At 65.0% G+C, this 18,955-nt stretch carries 14 protein-coding genes; 7 read left to right on the plus strand and 7 right to left on the minus strand.

From position 1 onward, the window contains the following. Positions 1–23: 23 nt before the first annotated feature. Entirely contained in the window at positions 24–3,086 is a 3,063-nt protein-coding gene (gene pgmB / locus AC3CBN_RS09005; RefSeq protein ID WP_488636462.1) for a beta-phosphoglucomutase, read from the minus strand. A 409-nt stretch (positions 3,087–3,495) separates the two neighbouring features. Here pgmB and AC3CBN_RS09010 point away from each other — a divergent pair, with 409 nt between their 5' ends. Next, positions 3,496–4,455: a LacI family DNA-binding transcriptional regulator gene (locus AC3CBN_RS09010; RefSeq protein ID WP_488636463.1), complete on the plus strand. Its 960-nt coding sequence runs from the start codon at positions 3,496–3,498 to the stop codon at positions 4,453–4,455. A gap of 59 nt (positions 4,456–4,514) precedes the next feature. On the opposite strand, the gene AC3CBN_RS09015 is transcribed toward AC3CBN_RS09010, so the two are convergent. After that, positions 4,515–6,161 (minus strand): sensor histidine kinase, encoded by a 1,647-nt coding sequence (locus tag AC3CBN_RS09015; RefSeq protein WP_488636464.1) that lies wholly within the window; start codon positions 6,159–6,161, stop codon positions 4,515–4,517. A gap of 302 nt (positions 6,162–6,463) precedes the next feature. On the opposite strand from AC3CBN_RS09015, the gene sucC reads away from it, so the two are divergent. Together sucC and sucD are read left to right on the plus strand one after the other, a co-directional pair. Further along, the gene (sucC, locus tag AC3CBN_RS09020; RefSeq protein ID WP_488636465.1) at positions 6,464–7,627 is read left to right on the plus strand and encodes an ADP-forming succinate--CoA ligase subunit beta; all 1,164 of its coding nucleotides are present in this window, start codon (positions 6,464–6,466) and stop codon (positions 7,625–7,627) included. 14 nt (positions 7,628–7,641) lie between these two features. Then, on the plus strand, positions 7,642–8,517 hold the full coding sequence (gene sucD / locus AC3CBN_RS09025; protein ID WP_488636466.1) for a succinate--CoA ligase subunit alpha: 876 nt from the start codon (positions 7,642–7,644) through the stop codon (positions 8,515–8,517). 58 nt (positions 8,518–8,575) lie between these two features. Here sucD and AC3CBN_RS09030 read toward each other — a convergent pair whose 3' ends face one another. Next, positions 8,576–9,475 carry a LysR family transcriptional regulator ArgP gene (locus AC3CBN_RS09030; RefSeq protein ID WP_488636467.1) on the minus strand — a complete coding sequence of 300 codons (900 nt, stop codon included), beginning with the start codon at positions 9,473–9,475 and terminating at the stop codon, positions 8,576–8,578. 99 nt (positions 9,476–9,574) lie between these two features. Between AC3CBN_RS09030 and AC3CBN_RS09035 the strand changes: the two genes are divergently transcribed. Together AC3CBN_RS09035 and AC3CBN_RS09040 are read left to right on the plus strand one after the other, a co-directional pair. Further along, positions 9,575–10,195 carry a LysE/ArgO family amino acid transporter gene (locus AC3CBN_RS09035; RefSeq protein WP_488636468.1) on the plus strand — a complete coding sequence of 207 codons (621 nt, stop codon included), beginning with the start codon at positions 9,575–9,577 and terminating at the stop codon, positions 10,193–10,195. 61 nt (positions 10,196–10,256) lie between these two features. Further along, on the plus strand, positions 10,257–11,888 hold the full coding sequence (locus tag AC3CBN_RS09040) for an NAD+ synthase (RefSeq protein ID WP_488636469.1): 1,632 nt from the start codon (positions 10,257–10,259) through the stop codon (positions 11,886–11,888). A gap of 113 nt (positions 11,889–12,001) precedes the next feature. On the opposite strand, the gene AC3CBN_RS09045 is transcribed toward AC3CBN_RS09040, so the two are convergent. After that, positions 12,002–12,841 carry an outer membrane protein assembly factor BamD gene (locus tag AC3CBN_RS09045; RefSeq protein ID WP_488636470.1) on the minus strand — a complete coding sequence of 280 codons (840 nt, stop codon included), beginning with the start codon at positions 12,839–12,841 and terminating at the stop codon, positions 12,002–12,004. Between the two features lie 70 nt (positions 12,842–12,911). On the opposite strand from AC3CBN_RS09045, the gene rluD reads away from it, so the two are divergent. Together rluD and pgeF are read left to right on the plus strand one after the other, a co-directional pair. Beyond that, on the plus strand, positions 12,912–13,889 hold the full coding sequence (gene rluD, locus AC3CBN_RS09050; RefSeq protein ID WP_488636471.1) for a 23S rRNA pseudouridine(1911/1915/1917) synthase RluD: 978 nt from the start codon (positions 12,912–12,914) through the stop codon (positions 13,887–13,889). 4 nt (positions 13,890–13,893) lie between these two features. Then, positions 13,894–14,646, plus strand: a complete 753-nt coding sequence (pgeF, locus tag AC3CBN_RS09055) for a peptidoglycan editing factor PgeF (RefSeq protein ID WP_488636472.1) — start codon at positions 13,894–13,896, stop codon at positions 14,644–14,646. 146 nt (positions 14,647–14,792) lie between these two features. On the opposite strand, the gene otsA is transcribed toward pgeF, so the two are convergent. From otsA to otsB, 3 genes are read right to left on the minus strand one after another with little or no spacing between them, the layout of a single operon-like run. Then, complete coding sequence (gene otsA / locus AC3CBN_RS09060) at positions 14,793–16,181, minus strand: alpha,alpha-trehalose-phosphate synthase (UDP-forming) (RefSeq protein WP_488636473.1); 1,389 nt, start codon at positions 16,179–16,181, stop codon at positions 14,793–14,795. Further along, positions 16,181–17,992, minus strand: a complete 1,812-nt coding sequence (locus AC3CBN_RS09065; protein WP_488636474.1) for a glycoside hydrolase family 15 protein — start codon at positions 17,990–17,992, stop codon at positions 16,181–16,183. The genes otsA and AC3CBN_RS09065 overlap by 1 nt, the downstream gene beginning before the upstream one ends. Then, entirely contained in the window at positions 17,964–18,767 is an 804-nt protein-coding gene (otsB, locus tag AC3CBN_RS09070) for a trehalose-phosphatase (protein WP_488636475.1), read from the minus strand. Before otsB ends, AC3CBN_RS09065 begins: the two co-directional genes overlap by 29 nt. Positions 18,768–18,955 lie beyond the last annotated feature (188 nt).

The following is an 18,955-nucleotide window of genomic DNA, read 5'->3' on the forward strand; positions in this document are numbered from 1 at the left end:
CTCCCCGCCCAAAACATGGGCCACTAGCTGTTGATGTGCGACGCTTCGACGAACTCGGTCGATGCGTAGTCTTGGTTTTCAACGAACTCCCCAATGCGAAACGCGGTCAGGCCAGGCAGCACGATGTCTGCCTCCCCCAAGGCCTCTTGCTGGCCAATTCCGATGGCGACCATGCCCGCAGCGTGGATGCTGGCAATACCTGCGGCGGCATCCTCGACGCCCAGGCAGTTGGCCGGCGCTACACCCAGTCCTGCAGCGGCGGCCAGAAAAATTTCTGGATCAGGTTTGGAGCGCTCTATCCGTGAGGCATCCACGATGTGATCGAACAAATGCGCGATGCCGAGGCGATCCAGCAGCAGGGACGCGTTGCGGCTGGCCGAGGCAAGCCCCACGCGCAACCCCGCAGCGCGCACTGACTCCACCGCGGTGCGCGCGCCTGGCAGCAACTGGTCCGGGCCGAAATGGCCGATCTGTTCGCGGTAATAGCCATTCTTCCGCTCGCTGAGCTGGTCTTTCTCAGCTTCCGAGTACACGCGTGGAACTCGCTCCAGCAGGATGTCGAGCGAACCGCGTCGATCCACGCCCTTCATGCGCTCGGCGATGGTTTCGTCGAAGGGTGCGTCGATCTCTTGCGCCAGGCGTTCCCACGCCGCGCGATGCACCACGGCCGTATCGGCGATGACGCCATCGAGATCGAAGATCACGGCGCGCAGCGACGGGCGCGTGGCCGCGGAAAAGCGATGCGGCAGCGACAGCGATTCACCCTGGCGCAGGTGCACCCGTTCGCCTTCATGGCGGAAGCGCACCGAATCACCTCGGGTCAACACGTAATGCACGCCAGTCTGGCTGACCTCCACGCGCAGGTGCGCGCCATGCCATTGAACGCCGAAGCGGTAGCTGTGCCATGCCGCCGGCAGACGAGGCGCCAGCGACAGCTGTCCACTGCTGATGCGAACGCCGCCATAACCCCAACAAAGCGCCAGCCAGCTGCCAGCCATCGCCGCCATGTGCACGCCGTGCGCGGCGTTGCCGTGCAGGTCATCCAGATCGACGCGCAGCGTGTTCTGAAAATAGCGCCATGCTTTATCTGCTTCGCCCACTTCGGCGGCGATCACGCTGAAGGTGGAGGCCGATAGCGTCGAATCGTGCACAGTGACGCCTTCGTAATAGTCGAAGTTGCGCCGCTTCGCTTCGCGCGTCACCTCGTTGCCGGCCAGCATCAGTGCCAACAGCGTGTCGGCCTGCTTGCAGACCTGATTGCGATAGATGGTCAGCGGATGTAATTCCAGCAACAGTGGCCGCTTGCCGTCGGCTTGTGAGCGCGGCGGCATGCGAGGTTTGTCGAGGAAGGTGTCGTCCTGCGGAAAGACGCCAAGCTCGGGGTCCTCGCGCAGATACATCGCATCGGCGGCGCGCTGCCACTGCATGACCTCAAAGGGTTCCAGGTCGATGCGTCGCGATAGCTGCGCGTAGGCATCGGGCGCCATCGCGGCCAGCCAGTGAGCCACCTGCGCGGCGTCGCGGAGGTGATGCTGCGCCATGCGATTGGTGTAGTGGTTGTTGTCCACCAACGCGGTGTACTCGTCCGGCCCGGTCACGCCATGGATGCAGAACGCGCCGCCGCGGCGGGGATTGAAATGGCCGATGTCGAGCCAGATGCGCGCCGTTTCGAACAGCATCTCGGCGCCGTGCTCGCGCAGGAAATCGAGGTCGCCACTGGCATCGACATATTGGCGAATGCCCCAGGCCACCGCGGCGTTGATGTGGTATTGCGCCGAGCCGCTTGGAAAGTAAGCGGAACATTCATCGCCGCCGATGGTGCGCCACGCATACAGCGCGCCGCGGGCATGATTGAGCTCGCGTGCATGGGCGCGTGCGCGATCCAGCGTGCCGTGCCGATACATCAGCATGCCGCGGGCCAGCTCGGGCGCGAGCGTGGCCATCGCGGGCAACATGAAGACCTCGGCGTCCCAGAAATAGTGGCCCTCGTAGCCTTCGCCGGTGAGGCCCTTGGCGGCCGTGCTGCTGTGCCCGTCGCGGCCGCTGGACTGGAAAACGTGGAACAGGTTGAAACGTAACGCCTGTTCGGTACGCGGGTCGCCGTCGATGGCGAGGTCGGCATTGCGCCACAGGGCGGTGAGTGCGCGCGTCTGGGTGGCCAGGAGTTCGGCATAGCCGAGTTGCTGCGCGCGATCCAGGCTGTGGCCGGCGCGTGCGAGCAGTGCTTCGTCACTGTCGGTGCCGCCGGGCTGGGTCCAGGCATAGGCGACGTACTTCTCCAGCGTCACTCGCTGCCCTGGCGCGAGCGTGCCCTCGTATACCTGCAGCACGCCGTGCGGCGCGAGGTTGGCGAGGCGGAAATCCAGGTTGTTCGCGGGAACGAAGTGTTGCTGCGCGCAGGCCACGCGGATGCCGCTGTGCGCCGTGTGCTGCAAGACGTAGGCGCGAATGTCCCCAGCACTGGCGTCGCTGGTGGAGAGGCCACCGTCGAGGCGGGTGCCGATGCGCGGATCGTCGCCCTGTCCGGCGGCGTCGCGGGCGGTGCTGATGGAAGATTCCAGCGTGATCGGCCCGGCGTAGTCGAGCGAGTGCACCTCGTAGCGAATGGCCAGCAGGGCAGGGTCGTCGAAGCTGACGATGCGCTCGGCGCGAATCTCCAGCGTGGCGCCTTCCGGCGAGCGCCAGCGCAACTTTCGGTGATAGCAGCCCTGGCGCAGATCCAGTGCACGCTCAAAATCCAGCCATTCGCCGTCGCCCAGTCGTACTGGCGTGTCGCCCAGCCGCAGGTGGATGCGGGTGCCGTCTGCTACCGGGATGCGCGTATCGGTGTGCGCGGCAAAACCGGGAAAGCGCTCGTGGTACTCGATGGGTGCGCGCTCCCATACGCCGGCCAGGAAACATGCCTGGCTGGCGCTATCACCTTCCTCAAGTCCGCCGCGCACGCCCAGGGTGCCGTTGGCCAGGGCGAACAGACTCTCGTCCTGCGCATAGGCGGCGGGGTCAGGGTTGCAGCGGGTCAACAACCAGGGATCGCACACCCCGCTGCTGACGGGCGGCATGGCCGACGCCGTTTCGTGATGATCCAACGTGCTCTCCCCGCTTTGTTGTCGGCGTTCGGGGTTGCACGCGCTAGGCGCGAAACACCCCTGGCTTCTTGAAGTGGGCGGGAGCTTCGCACCAAATGATATCGATATCAAGATATCGATATCATTTGGTGCGTTGCGGAAATCTACACATAGATATCGGTACCATTTGCGCCACGACGCCATCGCCACGCCTAGCGGAATCCGGCTGCGGGCATGGCGCAGAAGCGGCATGCCTGTCGCAGGCAATGGTTGGACGCACGATGGCCAAACGGCCACACTGTGCGCTGTTGCCATGGTTGGCCGTCACGCCGACTCGTCTGTGCACTCACTCACAAGACACCGGGGCCAGGTCTTGAGTCGTCAGCAGAAAAGGAAGCCATCCAGGGACGCACCTTCGGCCAGCCTGACCATGGCCGATCTGGCAGAGGTCGCAGGGATATCGAAGATCACGGTATCGCGCGCTCTCAGCGACAGTCCGCTGGTCAACAAGCAGACGCGCGAACGCATCCAGGCCCTCGCGCACGAACTCGGCTACAAGCTCAACGTCAGCGCGCGCAACCTGCGCTTGCGCCGCAGCTACACCGTGGCGGTGATCGTGGAGATGAAGCCCTCCAGCGACCGCACCATGCTCGATCCGTATCCGCTGATTCTTCTGGGCGGCATTTCGCAGGAGCTGACTGCCAACGGCTACAGCGTGCTGCTTACGACACGACAGGGCGCCACCGCGGCGGCAGTGCAGGCCGCCGATGGTCTGATACTGCTTGGGCAGGGTGTGCATCAGGATGCGGTGCGCCGCTTCGACAAGTTGGGCCTGCCGATGGTGGTGTGGGGTGCGCAGGGCGAGCGCGACGATCACATCGTCGTGGGCAGCGACAACCGCCTCGGCGGCAGCATCGTGGCCGAGCACTTCGTCAGCCTTGGCCGACGCAATCCGGTATTCGTGGGCAATCCCAACCACCCGGAAATTTTCGAGCGACTCAACGGTTTCGTGGATGCATTGGCCGCGCACGGCATCAAGCCGCTGCTGATTCGCCGTGACGAGTTCACGCTCGCTTCGGGCATGGATGCGGTGTTCTCGCTGGCCGCGCGCAAGGTGCCGTTCGATGCGGTATTCGCGTGCAGCGATCTGTTGGCGATGGGCGCGATTCGTGGACTGAACCAGCTCGGCCGCACGGTGCCGAGCGATGTCTCGGTGGTCGGCTACGACGACATGCCGCTGGCGGCCAGCTTTCTGCCGCCCTTGAGTTCGGTGCGGCAGGACTGGCAGGCGGGCGGCACGCTGCTGGCGCGCAAGGCGCTGGCGCTGATCGGCGATGAATCAGCGCAGTCAGAGGTCTTGCCGGTGGAGTTGATCGTGCGCGAAACCTGAGGGTTCGCGCTGCCCTGCATTTGTGTCTGACTTGTAGGCGCGCACCGAGGCGCGCCGCGTCAGCCTGTGGCCGCCGCGTCGCCCGTCGCCTTGCCCATCCGCGCCGGCGTCAGCACCAGACGGAAGCAGCTGCCGCCGCCGGCCACGCGCACATATTCCAGTGACGCCTGGTTCGCCTCGCTCATCTGCCGAGCCAGATACAGGCCAAGACCCGTGCCGTATTCGTGCGTGGTGTAGAACGGCTCGAAGATCTGCGCCGCTACCTTCGGTGCGATACCGGGGCCGCGGTCGATCACTTCCAGAATGGGCACGCCATGTTCGCCATGCCGCGCCACCACCATCACGCGCGCTGGTTCGCTGGGCATGCGGCCGTAGCGCAGCGCGTTCTGCACCAGGTTCCACACCACTTGCTGTAGCTGTTGCGGGTCGGCAACTGCCGCGACGGGTGTGCTGGCCTGGATCACACGCAGCGAATCCTCGCCCAGGTCGTTGCCCTGGCGGTATTCGTCCACGAACTGGTTGGCCCAATGGCCCAGGTCCAGCGTCTCCGGGCGGGAGCGCTCGCGCCGCGATAGCTGCAGGATGTTCTCGATGATCTCGTTGAGTCGCACGCAGTGGTTGTTGATGATCTCCACCATGCGCTGATCGGTCGGAGGCAGGTCGTGCGACTCGGCCAGCAACTGCGCGGAATAGCGGATCGCCGCCAGCGGGTTGCGGATCTCATGCGCGATAGAAGCCGACAGGCGACCCAGCGAGCTGAGCGTCAGTTCCTCCGCACGACGGGACACCAGCGAGGTGTCGTCCAGGAAGATCAGCACGTGCGAGTCGTCGTTGGGCGCCAGGCGGCTGAAGCGCGGCACGACTTCGGGCACACCGTCGGCCAATTGGGTGGCCGATTCGTCCAGCTTGCCGGAGGTCATCCAGTGATACAGGCGGCGCGACAGCTCCGGCGCCACGCGGCCAAGGTCGCGCTGGTCGGCGGCAGGATTGCCCAGCAGCATCCAGGCAGATTCGTTGATCTGGTGGATGCGGTTGGCGTCGTCAACCAGCAGTACGCCGGTCTTCATGCGACGGATGATCAGCTCGTTTACCTGTGCCAGGTTGGCCAGGTCAACGCCGCGCTGCTCGGCCAGCGCCTCGGTGGCACGGATCTGCCGGCTCAGCACGTAGCACAGCACGGTGATGGAGAAGTAGGCCAACCCGAACAGGCTCGATTCGAGCAGTTCGCGGTCTAAGCCGACATCGCCGTGCTGTACCTCGAATACCGAATGACCAAGCACGCCCAGCGTCGCCAGTGCGGCGAAGAAGCAGGACAGCCGCAGCGGCAGGATCAAGGCACCGGCAGCGAGATTGACGGCCAGCATCATGGCGATGCCGATACGCGCATCGTGCATGGTGGCGATGGCCAGCACCGCCGCGATGATGTCCACCACCAGTGCGCCCGAAACGGTCAGGCGGATCCACGGCGTGGAGCGCCGGGTGAGCGAGAGCATGCCCAGCGCAAACAGCAGGAACAGCACCGCCACACCGCGGGCCAATGCCACATCGGTCAGTTTTGGCCAGCCCAGGGCATTGGGGCTCAGCGCCAGGCCGATGTAGACCAGTGCCTGGGCCAGGCGGAAACAGTTGAGAAACAGGAGCTCATGACGCGCCGCCTCGGGTGACGGACGGGCGCTGGGGTACGCGGGCTGTGCGGCGCTGGACACCTGGCTGGGTACTCTCGACGTGGCCTGACCGGGCGGTCCGAACCAGTATAGACGCGGTCTTCACGGCTTGAAGTACCCCTCCGCCGAACGACCTATCCGAGGCCCCCGGCAGGGCCGCCCCTTTCCATTGGGGGCCGGTTCCGCGAAAATAGGCGGCCGTATTGCGCGGTTTTCGTCATGTCGACAGGCAGGCGGCGGCGCACTGCATCCCGGCAGCGCTCGTATCGCCGTCGCTCTCCTCGACCGCCCAGGCCCCACAGCCCGGCGCGGCCTCACGTTTCCCCGTTCGCTCGAGGTATCGAATGAATTTCCACGAGTACCAGGCCAAAGAACTGTTCGCGCAGTACGGCATCGCCGTTCCGCCGGGCAAAGTAGCCAACTCTCCCGATGCCGCTGTCGACGCCGCCAAGCACCTTGGTGGTTCGCAGTGGATGGTCAAGGCACAGATTCACGCAGGCGGCCGCGGCAAGGCCGGCGGCGTCAAGTTCTGCCGGAGCCTCGATGATGTCCGCGCCGCTGCCAAGGGCATGCTCGGCACCAGCATGGAAACCTACCAGTCCGCCGGCCGCGCGCTGCCGGTGAACCTGGTGCTGGTGACCGACGCGACCAACATCGCCAAGGAACTGTACCTGTCGATCCTGGTGGACCGTGACACCAAGTCGGTGTCGTTCATCGCCTCCAAGCACGGCGGCGTGGACATCGAGCAGGTCGCCAAGGACACGCCGGAAGACATCCACACCATCGTGGTGGACTTCGTCGAGGGCCTGCAGCCGTACCAGTGCCGCCAGCTCGGCTTCGCCATGGACCTCAATGCGAAGCAGGTCGGCCAGCTGACCAAGATCATGCTGGGCCTGTACAAGCTGTTCAACGAGAAGGACCTGGCCCTGGTCGAGCTGAACCCGCTCGCCATCCTCGAGGACGGCAACCTCGCCGCGCTCGACGGCAAGGTCAACTCCGACGACAACGCCGAGTTCCGTCACGCCGATCTGGCCGCCATGCGCGACCTGACCCAGGAAGATGCCGCCGAGGCCGCTGCCGTGCAGCACAACCTCAACTACGTGACCATGGACGGCACCATCGGCTGCATGGTCAACGGCGCCGGTCTGGCCATGGCTACCATGGACGTGATCAAGCTGGCAGGCGGTGAGCCGGCCAACTTCCTCGACGTGGGCGGCGGTGCCACCAAGGAACGCGTCACCGAGGCGTTCAAGCTGATCCTCTCCTCCGACAAGGTGAAGGCCATCCTAGTCAACATCTTCGGCGGCATCGTGCGCTGCGACCTGATTGCCGAGGGCATCATCGCCGCGGTGAAGGAAGTGGGCCTGAAGATTCCGGTCGTGGTGCGCCTGCAGGGCACCAACGTGGAACTGGGCCGCGAACTGCTCGCCAACTCTGGCCTGGCGATCACGCCGGCTGACGATCTCAACGACGCGGCGAAGAAAGCCGTGGCTGCGGCCCAGGGCTGAGGAGCAACTGAACCATGAGCGTTCTCGTTAACAAGAACACCAAGGTCCTCGTGCAGGGCTTTACCGGCCAGCAGGGCACCTTCCACGCGCAGCAGGCGCTGGATTACGGCACCAAGGTTGTCGGCGGTATCACTCCGGGCAAGGGCGGCAGCGAGCACATCGGCCTGCCGGTCTTCAACAGCGTGTCCGAAGCGGTCGACGAAACCGGCGCTGATGCGTCCGTCATCTTCGTGCCGCCGCCGTTCGCCGCCGACTCGATCCTCGAAGCCATCGACGCGGGCATCCGCGTGATCGTGGCGATCACCGAGGGCATCCCGGTGCTGGACATGCTGCGCGTGAAGAACGTGCTGGCACAGCATCCGGAAACCGTGCTGATCGGGCCGAACTGCCCCGGCATCATCACCCCGGGCGAGTGCAAGATCGGCATCATGCCGGGCCACATCCACATGCCGGGCAAAGTCGGCATCGTGTCGCGTTCGGGCACGCTGACTTACGAGTCCGTGTTCCAGACCACCAATGAAGGCCTGGGCCAGTCCACCGTGATCGGCATCGGTGGCGATCCGATCAACGGCTTGAGCTTCATCGACTGCCTGAAGCTGTTCCAGGACGATCCGCAGACCGAAGGCATCATCATGGTCGGCGAAATCGGCGGCAGCGCTGAAGAAGACGCCGCCGAGTTCATCGGCGAGTACGTGACCAAGCCGGTGGTGTCGTTCATCGCGGGTGCTTCGGCTCCAGCTGGCAAGCGCATGGGCCACGCCGGCGCGATCATCTCCGGCGGCAAGGGCACGGCAGCAGCCAAGTTCGCTGCGCTGGAGAAGGCTGGCGTCACCACGGTGAAGTCGCCGGCTGACCTCGGCAAGGCCCTCGCAGGTCTGATGAAGAAATAATCGGGTCTCTACGACCGATAAGAAAAGGGCCGCAGCGATGCGGCCCTTTTTTCTTTGCTCAGCGATGCTGGCGAAGACCTTGGCGTGCGGTGCGCAATAGCGTGTCGGTCACCGTCGATAGCGTGGCCGAGCGGATCGACCAGTGTTGCCAGTACAGCGGCACGTCCAGCCAGCGGCCGGGCCCCATCGCCTGCAGCGTGCCTGCCGCAAGAGGCTTTTCCGCCATCGACTCCGGCGCCATCGCCCAACCTAGACCCCATGCGGCGCCTTCGACGAAAGCGGTGGAAGAGGGTAGGTAGTGCATCGGCGGCGCCAGTCGCGCGCGCGTCACGCTGCGGATGAAACGCCACTGCAGCGCATCCTTGCGATTGAACACCAGCATCGGCGCCTTGCCGAGTGAAGAGGCATCGACACCACGCGGAAAGTGCCGCGCGACGAAGGCAGGCGAGGCCACCGGCAGGTAACGCATCACGCCCAGTTTTTTCACACTGCAACCCTGCACCGGATGCGCCTCGGCGGTGATCGCACCCAGCACCGAGCCATCCCGGAGCAGGTCGGTGGTGTGGTCCTGGTCTTCCACGCGCACGTCGAACAACAACTGGTGCTGCTGGTGCAGATCAGCCAGTGCGGACAGAAACCAGGTAGCGAGCGAGTCTGCGTTGACCGCGATCGCCACCGATGTCGGCCCCGCGCTCGTGGGCTCCACGTGGAAAGCCTCCAGCGTTTCCGCCTCCAGCAACCGCATCTGCTGCACGCTGCGCAACAGGCGTTCGCCAGCGGCAGTGGCCGTGCATGGCGTGCGGCGCAGGATCAGCACCTGACCCAGGCGATCTTCCAGTGCCTTGATTCGTTGCGAGATCGCCGATGGCGTGAGTGCGAGGCGCTGCGCCGCGCCGTCGAAGCTGCCTTCGTCGAGGACGGCGGCGAACGCGGCGAGTTGGGGATTGAGCAGGCTCATGGCGCCATGATTAGAAAATCTGAACTTGGATAAGAATAATTAATTTTACTGAACATAGGGCGTGCGCCAAAGTACCCACCTTTTTCGAGGTATTCCCCCATGATCTCTTCGGCTTACCTGGCCGGGCTCGGCGCGGGTGCGGGCCTGATCATCGCCATTGGCGCGCAGAACGCCTTCGTGCTGCGGCAAGGACTGCAGCGAAGCCACGTCGGTTCCGTGGTGCTGGTGTGCATCCTGGCCGACATCAGCCTGATCCTGCTCGGCGTCGCCGGCATGGGCCTGGCGGTGCAGCGGCATCCCGGGTTGCTGCAGTGGTTGCGCTACGCGGGCGCGGCGTTTCTGGCGGCCTACGGCCTGCTGGCGCTGTGGCGTGCATGGCGAGGCGAAAGCGGGCTGCAGCCGGCCGGCAATGGTGCGAGCAGCCGTGGCCGCATCGTGCTCGCCTGCCTGGGGTTCACCCTGCTCAATCCGCACGTGTACCTGGACACGGTCGTGCTGCTGGGGAGCCTTTCCACGCATTACAACGGCGAAGGGCGCTGGGCCTTTGCGGGTGGCGCTTCCACGGCCAGCGTGCTGTGGTTTCTTTCCCTGGGCTACGGTGCCCGGATGCTGCTGCCGGTGTTTCGCAGTCCAGTGGCGTGGCGCGTGTTCGACGTGGCGGTGGCCGCTTTCATGCTCACTCTGGCGACACTGCTGCTGGTCCCGCCGGTGGGTCGATAGACGAAGTCCAAGCGGCGCCTCGGGTATCATAGGGAGCTACCTAGAACACGGATTCATCGGTATGCCCTCCCTACGCCTCGCGCTTGCGCAGTTCGATTTCCCGGTCGGTGCGGTCGCGGCAAACGCGGCCAAGGTGGGAGATCTGGTATCGCAGGGCCGCGAAGGCGGTGCTGACCTGGTGGTGTTCCCGGAGCTGACGTTGAGCGGTTATCCGCCGGAAGATCTGCTGCTGCGACCGAGCTTCCTCGCCGCGTGCCAGTGTGAACTCAACGCGTTGGCAGGTGCGACCAACGGCGTCGCCGCGCTGGTGGGCCACCCGCACAGCGAAGGCGAGGTGTACAACGCCGCCAGCCTGCTGCGCGGCGGACGCATCGAACTGACCACGCACAAGCAGGCGCTGCCGAACTACGGCGTGTTCGACGACAAGCGTTATTTCCGCCCCGGGCGTAACAGTGCTGTCGCGATGATCGAAGGCGTGCACGTAGGCATGCTGATCTGCGAGGACATCTGGGAACCCGAGCCGGCCGCGAAGGCGGCGGCGGCCGGTGCCGAGCTGATCGTGGTGATCAACGCCTCGCCGTGGGATGACGCCAAGCAGTCCTCGCGCGAGGAAGTGCTGGTTGCCCGCGCGAAGGAAACCGGCTGCGCGATCGTCTATCTCAACCTCATCGGCGGCCAGGATGAAGTGGTCTATGACGGTGGCTCGCTGCTGGTGAATGGCGACGGCTCCATTGCGGCGCGCGCGCCGCATTTCGTCGACGCCATGCTGTGGGCTGAGTTCGACAGCGAGACGCGCACGTTGCGCGCCGAAGGCTGGTCTGGCGTGCCGGATGCGTCGTCCGAGGCCACGCTATACGCGGCGCTGGTGCGCGGCATTCGCGACTACATCGACAAGAACGGTTTTTCCGGCGTGCTGCTCGGTTTGTCTGGCGGCATCGACTCGGCGTTGACGCTGGCGCTGGCGGTGGACGCGCTGGGTGCGCCGCGCGTAACGGCAGTGATGATGCCCACGCGCTACACCTCGCAGCTATCACTGGACGGCGCGCGCGCGCAGGCGGTGCAACTGGGCGTGGATTATCACGTCATCGATATCGAGCCGATGGTCGATGCTTTCCTTGGTGCGCTGGCGCCTGCGTTCGCCGGCAAGTCGGCCGACACCACCGAGGAGAACCTGCAGTCGCGCACGCGTGGCGTGACGCTGATGGCGCTCTCCAACAAACACGGTCGCCTGCTGCTGGCCACTGGCAACAAGAGCGAGATGGCGGTGGGCTACGCCACGCTGTACGGCGACATGTGCGGCGCCTACGCGCCACTGAAGGACGTCTACAAGACCGTGGTCTATCGCATGTCGCGCTGGCGCAATGCGCACGCGGCGCGGCTGGGCGAGCCGGAGGCGATTCCTTCCGAGGTGATCGATCGTCCGCCTTCGGCCGAGTTGCGCGACAACCAGACCGATCAGGATTCGCTGCCGCCCTACGACGAGCTGGACGCCATCCTGTCCCGCTTCATCGAGGCCGAGCAGTCGCAGGCGGAGATCGCCGCGCAGGGTTTCCATGCCGATACCGTGCGTCGCGTGGTGCGGCTGGTGCTGCTCAACGAATTCAAGCGCAGGCAATCCGCGCCGGGCCCACGGGTAACCACGCGGGCGTTTGGACGCGAGCGGCGGTATCCGATCACCTCCGGCTGGAAGTGAGCAGTCACGACCTCGGCTAGGCGCGCACGTGGTGGGCTACGACAGGTAAAGAAAAAGCCGGTGGGCTTGCGCTCACCGGCTTTTTTACGTCCCTGGGAAACCCTGGCGTTCGGTCAGTGGTGACCCGAGAACGGAATCATCTTGCGGATCAGCGACGGCGAGTGCGGCCACTTCGGGTCGGTCAGGTACGGGTGGCTCGGGTAATTCATCGCCAGCACCTGACGCGTCTGATCGGCCAGCGGCTTCCGGTCCATGCCCAGGTAGCTGCGGGTGAGGATGGCCAGCGCGTCGCCGGTCTGCGGCGCCTGCTGGTAATGCTCGATCACGTACTGGGCGCGGTCCGCCGAGGCGACATAGGCCTTGTTGCGCAGGTAGTACTCGGCCACGTTGATTTCGAACTGGGCCAGCAGGTTGCGCAGGTAGATCATGCGCTGGCGGGCATCGGCGGTGTAGGCGCTGTCCGGGAAGCGGCGCGACAGCTCGGAAAAGTCGTCGAACGACTTCAGATTGAAGCCCTGATCGCGGCGAGTCTGCGGTTCGCCAGACTGCAGGAGGCGCTCCATGGCACCGCCGGTACGGTCAAAATTGATCAGACCGCGCAGGTAATAGGCATAATCCACATGTTTGTGGGTCGGATACGTCTTGATGAAGCGGTTGACCGTGGAGTAGGCGTCGTCCGGCTGGTTGTCCTTGTACTGCGAGTAAGCCAGGTCAAGCTGGGCCTGCTCGTTGAAGTCGCCGGACGGAAAACGCGCGATCAGGCGCTGGTACGCTTTGCTGGCTGCCGAATAGTCGGCATGTTCCATCGAGTCGTGGGCCTTGGCGTAAAGCTTGTCCATCGGCAGCGTATCGTTGGTTTCCTTCTTGTGGCCGAACATCGAGCACGCACTCATCGAGAGAGCGATGGCGAGCACGACAAGGACTTTGAAAGCCTGCAGCTTGGTTACGCGCATGAGAAAGGGTTCAGATGTTTGATCGAAAAGGGATGATAGCCGAAACCACCGGTTGCCCGGGCAGGCGGCCATGACGACCATCCGTCATGAGGCCACGGTGCCCCTGTCCGCCGCGGGTCGGAGGTTCGACCAGGCATTGGCCGAGATGTTCCCCGACTATTCGCGCTCCCGCCTCACCGCGTGGATCAAGGCCGGCGCGGTGATGCTGAATGGCGCCGCGGCGCCGCCCCGCCAGCTGTTGCGCGGCGGGGAAAGGGTTCAGTTGGAGGCCGAGCTGGAAAATGAGGTGGAGCTGGCCCCGGAGGCCATCGCGCTGGACATCGTCCACGAGGACGAGTACGTGCTGGTGCTGAACAAGCCGGCCGGACTGGTGGTGCATCCGGGCGCAGGAAATAGTGCTGGCACGGTGCTGAACGCGCTGCTGCACCACGATCCGATCCTGGCCCAGCTGCCGCGCGGCGGCATCGTGCATCGGCTGGACAAGGACACCTCCGGACTGATGGTGGTCGCCAAGACGCTGGCGGCACACACCGCCCTGGTGGACATGCTGTCCCGCCACGACGTGGAGCGGCAGTACGAGGCCGTGGTGCTCGGCACGCTGGTGGCGGGTGGCACGGTGGACGCACCGATCGGCCGCCATATGGGCGATCGACTGCGCCAGGCCGTGCGTGACGAGGAAGACGGCAAACACGCCGTCACCCACTACCGTCTGCGCGAGCGCTTCCGCGCCCATAGCCTGATCCAGTGCAGCCTGGAGACGGGCCGAACCCACCAGATCCGCGTGCACTTGGCGCATATCGGTCATCCGCTGATCGGCGACCCGCTGTACGGCGGCGGCTTGAGGCTGCCCAAGGGGGCCAGTGCCGAGCTGGTGGCGGCGTTGCGTGGATTCCGCCGTCAGGCACTGCATGCCGAGCGGCTGGCGTTCGAACACCCGGTCACCCACGAGCCGATGTCCTTCAGCGCGGAACGGCCGGCCGACCAGCAGGCGCTGGTGGATGCGTTGCGCGCCGATGCCGCACAGGCCGATCCCGGCGACTGGCAGTAAACGCATGAGTGCGAGTGATCACTGGATCATCCCGGACTGGCCGGCGCCTAGCCGCGTGCGCGCCACAGTGAGCACTCGACAGGGGCCGGGCGTGTCGACGGATGCGTACGCCAGCCTCAATCTCGGCGCGCGCTCGGGTGATTCGGTGGAGGCAGTGGCCGTCAACCGAGCCGCGCTGCAATCAGCGCTGGGGCTGGAGCGGGCGCCGCACTGGCTGCAGCAGGTGCACGGCATCGATGTGGCGGAGGTTGACGGTGCAGACCGCGACGACGAGCCGCGCGCGGATGCCGCCATGACCCGCCGCATCGGCGAGCCGTTGGCCATCCTTACTGCCGACTGCCTGCCGGTGCTGTTCTGCACATTCGATGGCGGCGCGGTGGCCGCAGCGCACGCCGGATGGCGCGGTCTGTCGGGTGGCGTGCTCGAAGCGACATTGGCCTCCTTGCCTGTGCCGCCCGCGCAGGTGATGGCATGGCTCGGACCGTGCATTGGCACAGCCAGCTACGAGGTAGGCGAGGAAGTGCATGAAGCCTTTCTCACGACAGATGGGGAAGCGAGCGATTGCTTCGTCCCGACTCGTCCGGGGCATTGGCTATGCGATCTCGCAGGCCTGGCGCGGCGACGTCTGCGCGCTGCGGGTGTGACCAGCGTGCATGGCGGTGGATTCGATACGCGTATCGATGAACGCTTTTTTTCCTATCGTCGTGATGGGGCGCAAAGCGGGCGCTTTGCCAGTTTGATCTGGCTGCAAGGCTAGATTCCCGATCATTCCGGCGAGGTCTTGTAGGAGCGCACCCCGTGTGCGACCGCGGAGCCGGGCCGTTACCTCTCTCCGCAGGTCTTGCCCCGCACAGGGTGCGCTCCTGCAGAAGAGCAAACAGCGCAGTGCGAAAGCCATGGCGCTTACTGGGCAAGTCTCTGCAAGAACGCCTTGCGCCACGCCGTCACGTCCTGTTTTTCCAGCACGTCCATCATGCGGCGCCAGCGCACGCGGCGCTCGTGCAGCGGCATGGTGAGCGCGATGCCCAGCGCTTCGGCGACTTCCTCCGTGTCGGCAGGATTGACCAGCAGCGCGTCGCCCAACTCCTGCGCGGCGCCGGCGAAGCGCGAAAGAACCAGCACGCCCGGGTCCTGCGGATCCTGGCTGGCGACATATTCCTTGGCGACAAGGTTCATGCCGTCACGTAACGGCGTCACCAGTCCCACACGTGCCGTGCGGTAGTAGCCGCTGAGCAGACTGTGCGGGAACGAGTTGTTGACGTAGCGGATCGGCACCCAGTCCGGCGCCGCATACATGCCGTTGATGTGGCCAGCGCTGCGCTCCAGTTCTCTGCGGATCTGGCGGTATTCCAGCACGCCGCCGCGAGAGGGCGGGGCGATCTGCAGGAAAGTGACCTTGCGATGCAGTTGTGGTGAGCGCTCGAGCAGGCGCGCGTATGCATGGAATCGTTCGGGCAGGCCCTTGGAATAATCCAGGCGGTCCACGCCGATGATCATGGCGCGGCCCTCGAGGCTCTGGCGCAGCTGGTGGATCTCTTCGTGTTCGTCGGCGTGACTGGCGCTTTCGGCAACTTCGAGTGTGTCGATGCCGATGGGAAGGGATTCGACACGGAACCGCCTTCCACTGGACGTCTGGATGCGTCCGTCGCGTCGCCGGGTCGCACCGATTTCATGCAGGAAATACTCCTCCAGCGAACGACGGTCGCGCGACGTATGCACGCCTACCAGGTCGTAGCTGGCCAGTGTCTCCAGCAACTCCTGATGATGTGGTAATGCGATCAGCAGCCCCGCAGCGGGCAGGGGCGTGTGCAGGAAGAATCCGATGCGATTGCGCACGCCGCGCTGACGCAACATGGCCGCCAGCGGAATCAGGTGATAGTCGTTGATCCACACCAGGTCGTGGGGGCCGATAAGCGACATCAGCTCTTCGGCAAACAGGTTATTGACGCGCAGATAGCCGGCCAGGTGCTTGCGGTCGTAATCGACCAGGTCGGGCCGGTAATGCAACAGCGGCCACAAGGTGCGGTTGGCAAAGCCGTCGTAGAAATCATCGTGGTCGTTGCGCGATAGATCGATCGTGGTGTACTCGACGTTGCCATCCCGCTGGCGATGGACTTCGCCACCCGTTTGCCGCGCCACTTTGCCGCTCCAGCCGAACCACAGTCCGCCGCGCTCCTGCAACGCCGCCCTCATGGCCGAGGCCAGTCCGCCTGTGGCGGTCTGGTCCGGCAGTGCCACCCGATTGGAAACCACTACTAGCCGTCCCTGGCCGCTTTCACGTCCCGGAATCATCACAATGCGTCCTCCCAGCGCCGTGACAGGCGCATGGCGGCCTGGATCAGGCCCACCATCGAATAGGTTTGCGGAAAATTGCCCCAGTGCTCGCCGGTGGACGGCGCGATGTCCTCAGACAGCAGGCCCAGCGGATTACGCTGCGTGAGCATGTGCTCGAACATGGCGCGGGCGCGTTCCCTGCGACCGGTAGCCGCCAGCGCTTCGATGTACCAGAACGTGCAGATGTTGAAGCTGGTTTCGGGAGCGCCGAAGTCATCCGGCGCGATGTAGCGGAACAGATAGTCGCCGCGTCCGAGCGCGCTGCCGATGGCGTCCACGGTGGCGATGAAGCGAGGGTCCATGCTGTCGACAAAGCCAATGTCGGCAAGCAGCAAAAGGCTCGCGTCGAGATGTTCGCCATCGTATGCATCGACGAACGTGCCGAGCTTGGCGTTCCACGTGCGCGCTTCTATGCGTCCGTGCAGCGCGACGGCTTCGTCGTGCCAGTAGCGGGCGCGCTCGTCAAGGCCAAGCTCCGTGGCGATATGCGCCAGACGGTCGCAGGCAGCCCAGCACATTGCAGCGGAATAAGTGTGTACCGCGGCGCGGCCGCGGTATTCCCACAGGCCGGCATCCGGCTCCTCGGCCATGCGCAGCGCCATCTGGCCCATGCGTTCGAGCCGGCGAAACGTGAGCTCGTCGCCCGGGTGCTCCAGCCGTCGGTCGAAGAACAGCTGCGCCGAGGCAACGACTACCGAACCGTAAACATCGTTCTGCCGCTGGCGCCAGGCATCGTTGCCCACGCGCACGGGCCCCATGTTGCGATAGCCGGCCAGCGTGCTCACCTGCGTCTCGGTCAGCTCGTGCTCGAACGTGATGCCGAACACAGGGCCTATCTCACGCTCGCCATCGGCCGCTATGAGGTTGAACACATAGCGGATGTACTCCTCCATGCTTCGCGTGGCGCCCAGGCGATTGAGGGCACGCACGGTGAAGGCCGCATCGCGAAGCCAGCAATACCGGTAGTCCCAGTTGCGCGCAGAGCCGGGCGATTCGGGAATGGAAGTGGTGAGCGCGGCGACAATGGCGCCGGTGGCCTCGTACTGGCAAAGCTTCAGCGTGATCGCTGCGCGGATCACGGCGTCCTGCCACTCGTACGGCACCGAGAGATTGCGCACCCATTCGCGCCAGTATTCGAGCGTGCTTTCCAGGGTGTGATGAATGAAATCGGCGGGACTATGCGCAAGCGTTTCATCGGGGCCGAACACGAAGTGCGCGGGTCGCTCCAGGATGAAGGGCAGTGCGCGCTCGATCATCGGCGAGGCGACGTCGCTGGTCAGGCGCTGGACCACGCCGTTCAGCAGGAAGCGAATGTGATTGCTGCCGGCGGTGGTTGAAGGCTTGCCGCTCCCATAGCCACATAGCGGCCGCAGCAGCACGCGAATGCGTGGCGAGCCTCCGAGCGGTCGCACGCGCCGTGCGATCAATACCGGGTGATAGAAGCGTCCGTGGGAGCGGAATCGGGGCACATAGTCGACCAGCTCCACACCCCCGCCATGCCTGTCGTAAAGCCGCGTGACCAGCACTGCCGTGTTGGGCATGTAGTGCTGCTCGGCGCGCTCGAAATCTTCGAGCTGGATGGTCCAATCGCCACCTTCACACTGAGGCGACAGCAGCGCGCAGAAGCTCGCGTCGCCATCGAAGCGCGGCAGGCAGCACCACACGATGCGACCGTGCCCGTCGATCAGTGCAGCAACGCTGCCGTTGCCTATGACACCCAGTGCCAGGCTGGACTGGTTGTCAGGCGTTTCCTCCGTGGGAGTTGGCATGTGAGAGGGCTCCATGCTTGAGCGCGTGCAGCACGCGGAACAGCCAGGCCCGCGCAGCGGCAGGCTCGGGCAGCGAATAGCGCGCGAGGCTGGGCTCGCGAGTGCCAACGCGCACGCTCAGCCCACTTTCCAGGTTGGCCGTGGCAAAGCCATGTTCGTCGGTAAGGTCGTCGCCGACATAGACGGGCAGGCGGCCGTTGAACGGCCAGCGCGCCAGCAGACTCGACACGGCCTTGCCCTTGTCCATGCCTTCGGGCTTCAGCTCGATCACCAGATTGCCTTGCTGCATTTCGTAGCCGGCAAGGCTGGGCAGTACCGACTCCACACGCTCGCGCAAGGCGTCAAATTGCTGGGGAGACGTGCGGCAGTGCAAAGCCACCGCCATGCCTTTGTCTTCCAGCATCACGCCGGGCAGGCCGGCGGCGATGGCGCCCGCCATGTCTCGCACCAGCGTGCGTCGGGCCGAGCCGATATGCACGCCGCGGTAACGGCCATCGGCGCCGCGCAGCTCCAATCCATGCAGGCCGGCCATCGCCCACGGCGGATGGCCAAACAGGTCGTCCAGGTCATCCAGGCTGCGCCCACTCACCAGCGCGAGCGCGCCGTCGAGCGTGGCGTGGAGATCCTCGATCAAATCGCGCAGGCGCGTGTCGACGCATACCTGGTCGGGTTGATCGGAAAAATCCAGCAACGTGCCGTCCACATCGAGAAACATGGCCCAATGATCGTCCACGCCTGGCAAGGGCGGCGCCGGAAGGGGCGGTTGAGCGGACATGACCGAAATTGGCGAGGGCGATAACACGGGAACGAGCCTAGCAAGACAAATGTGAAGGCGACCTATGGACAGGCTGAAATACCGCTATACGGAAGGCCGCTGCCGCGCTTGAATCGCACGGCGGCGTCCGCATCTGTAGGTGCAGTGGCGGCGTGGCCGCCAGATCCTATTGATGAGGGGACATGCCC

Source organism: Dyella sp. OK584, assembly GCF_057787755.1.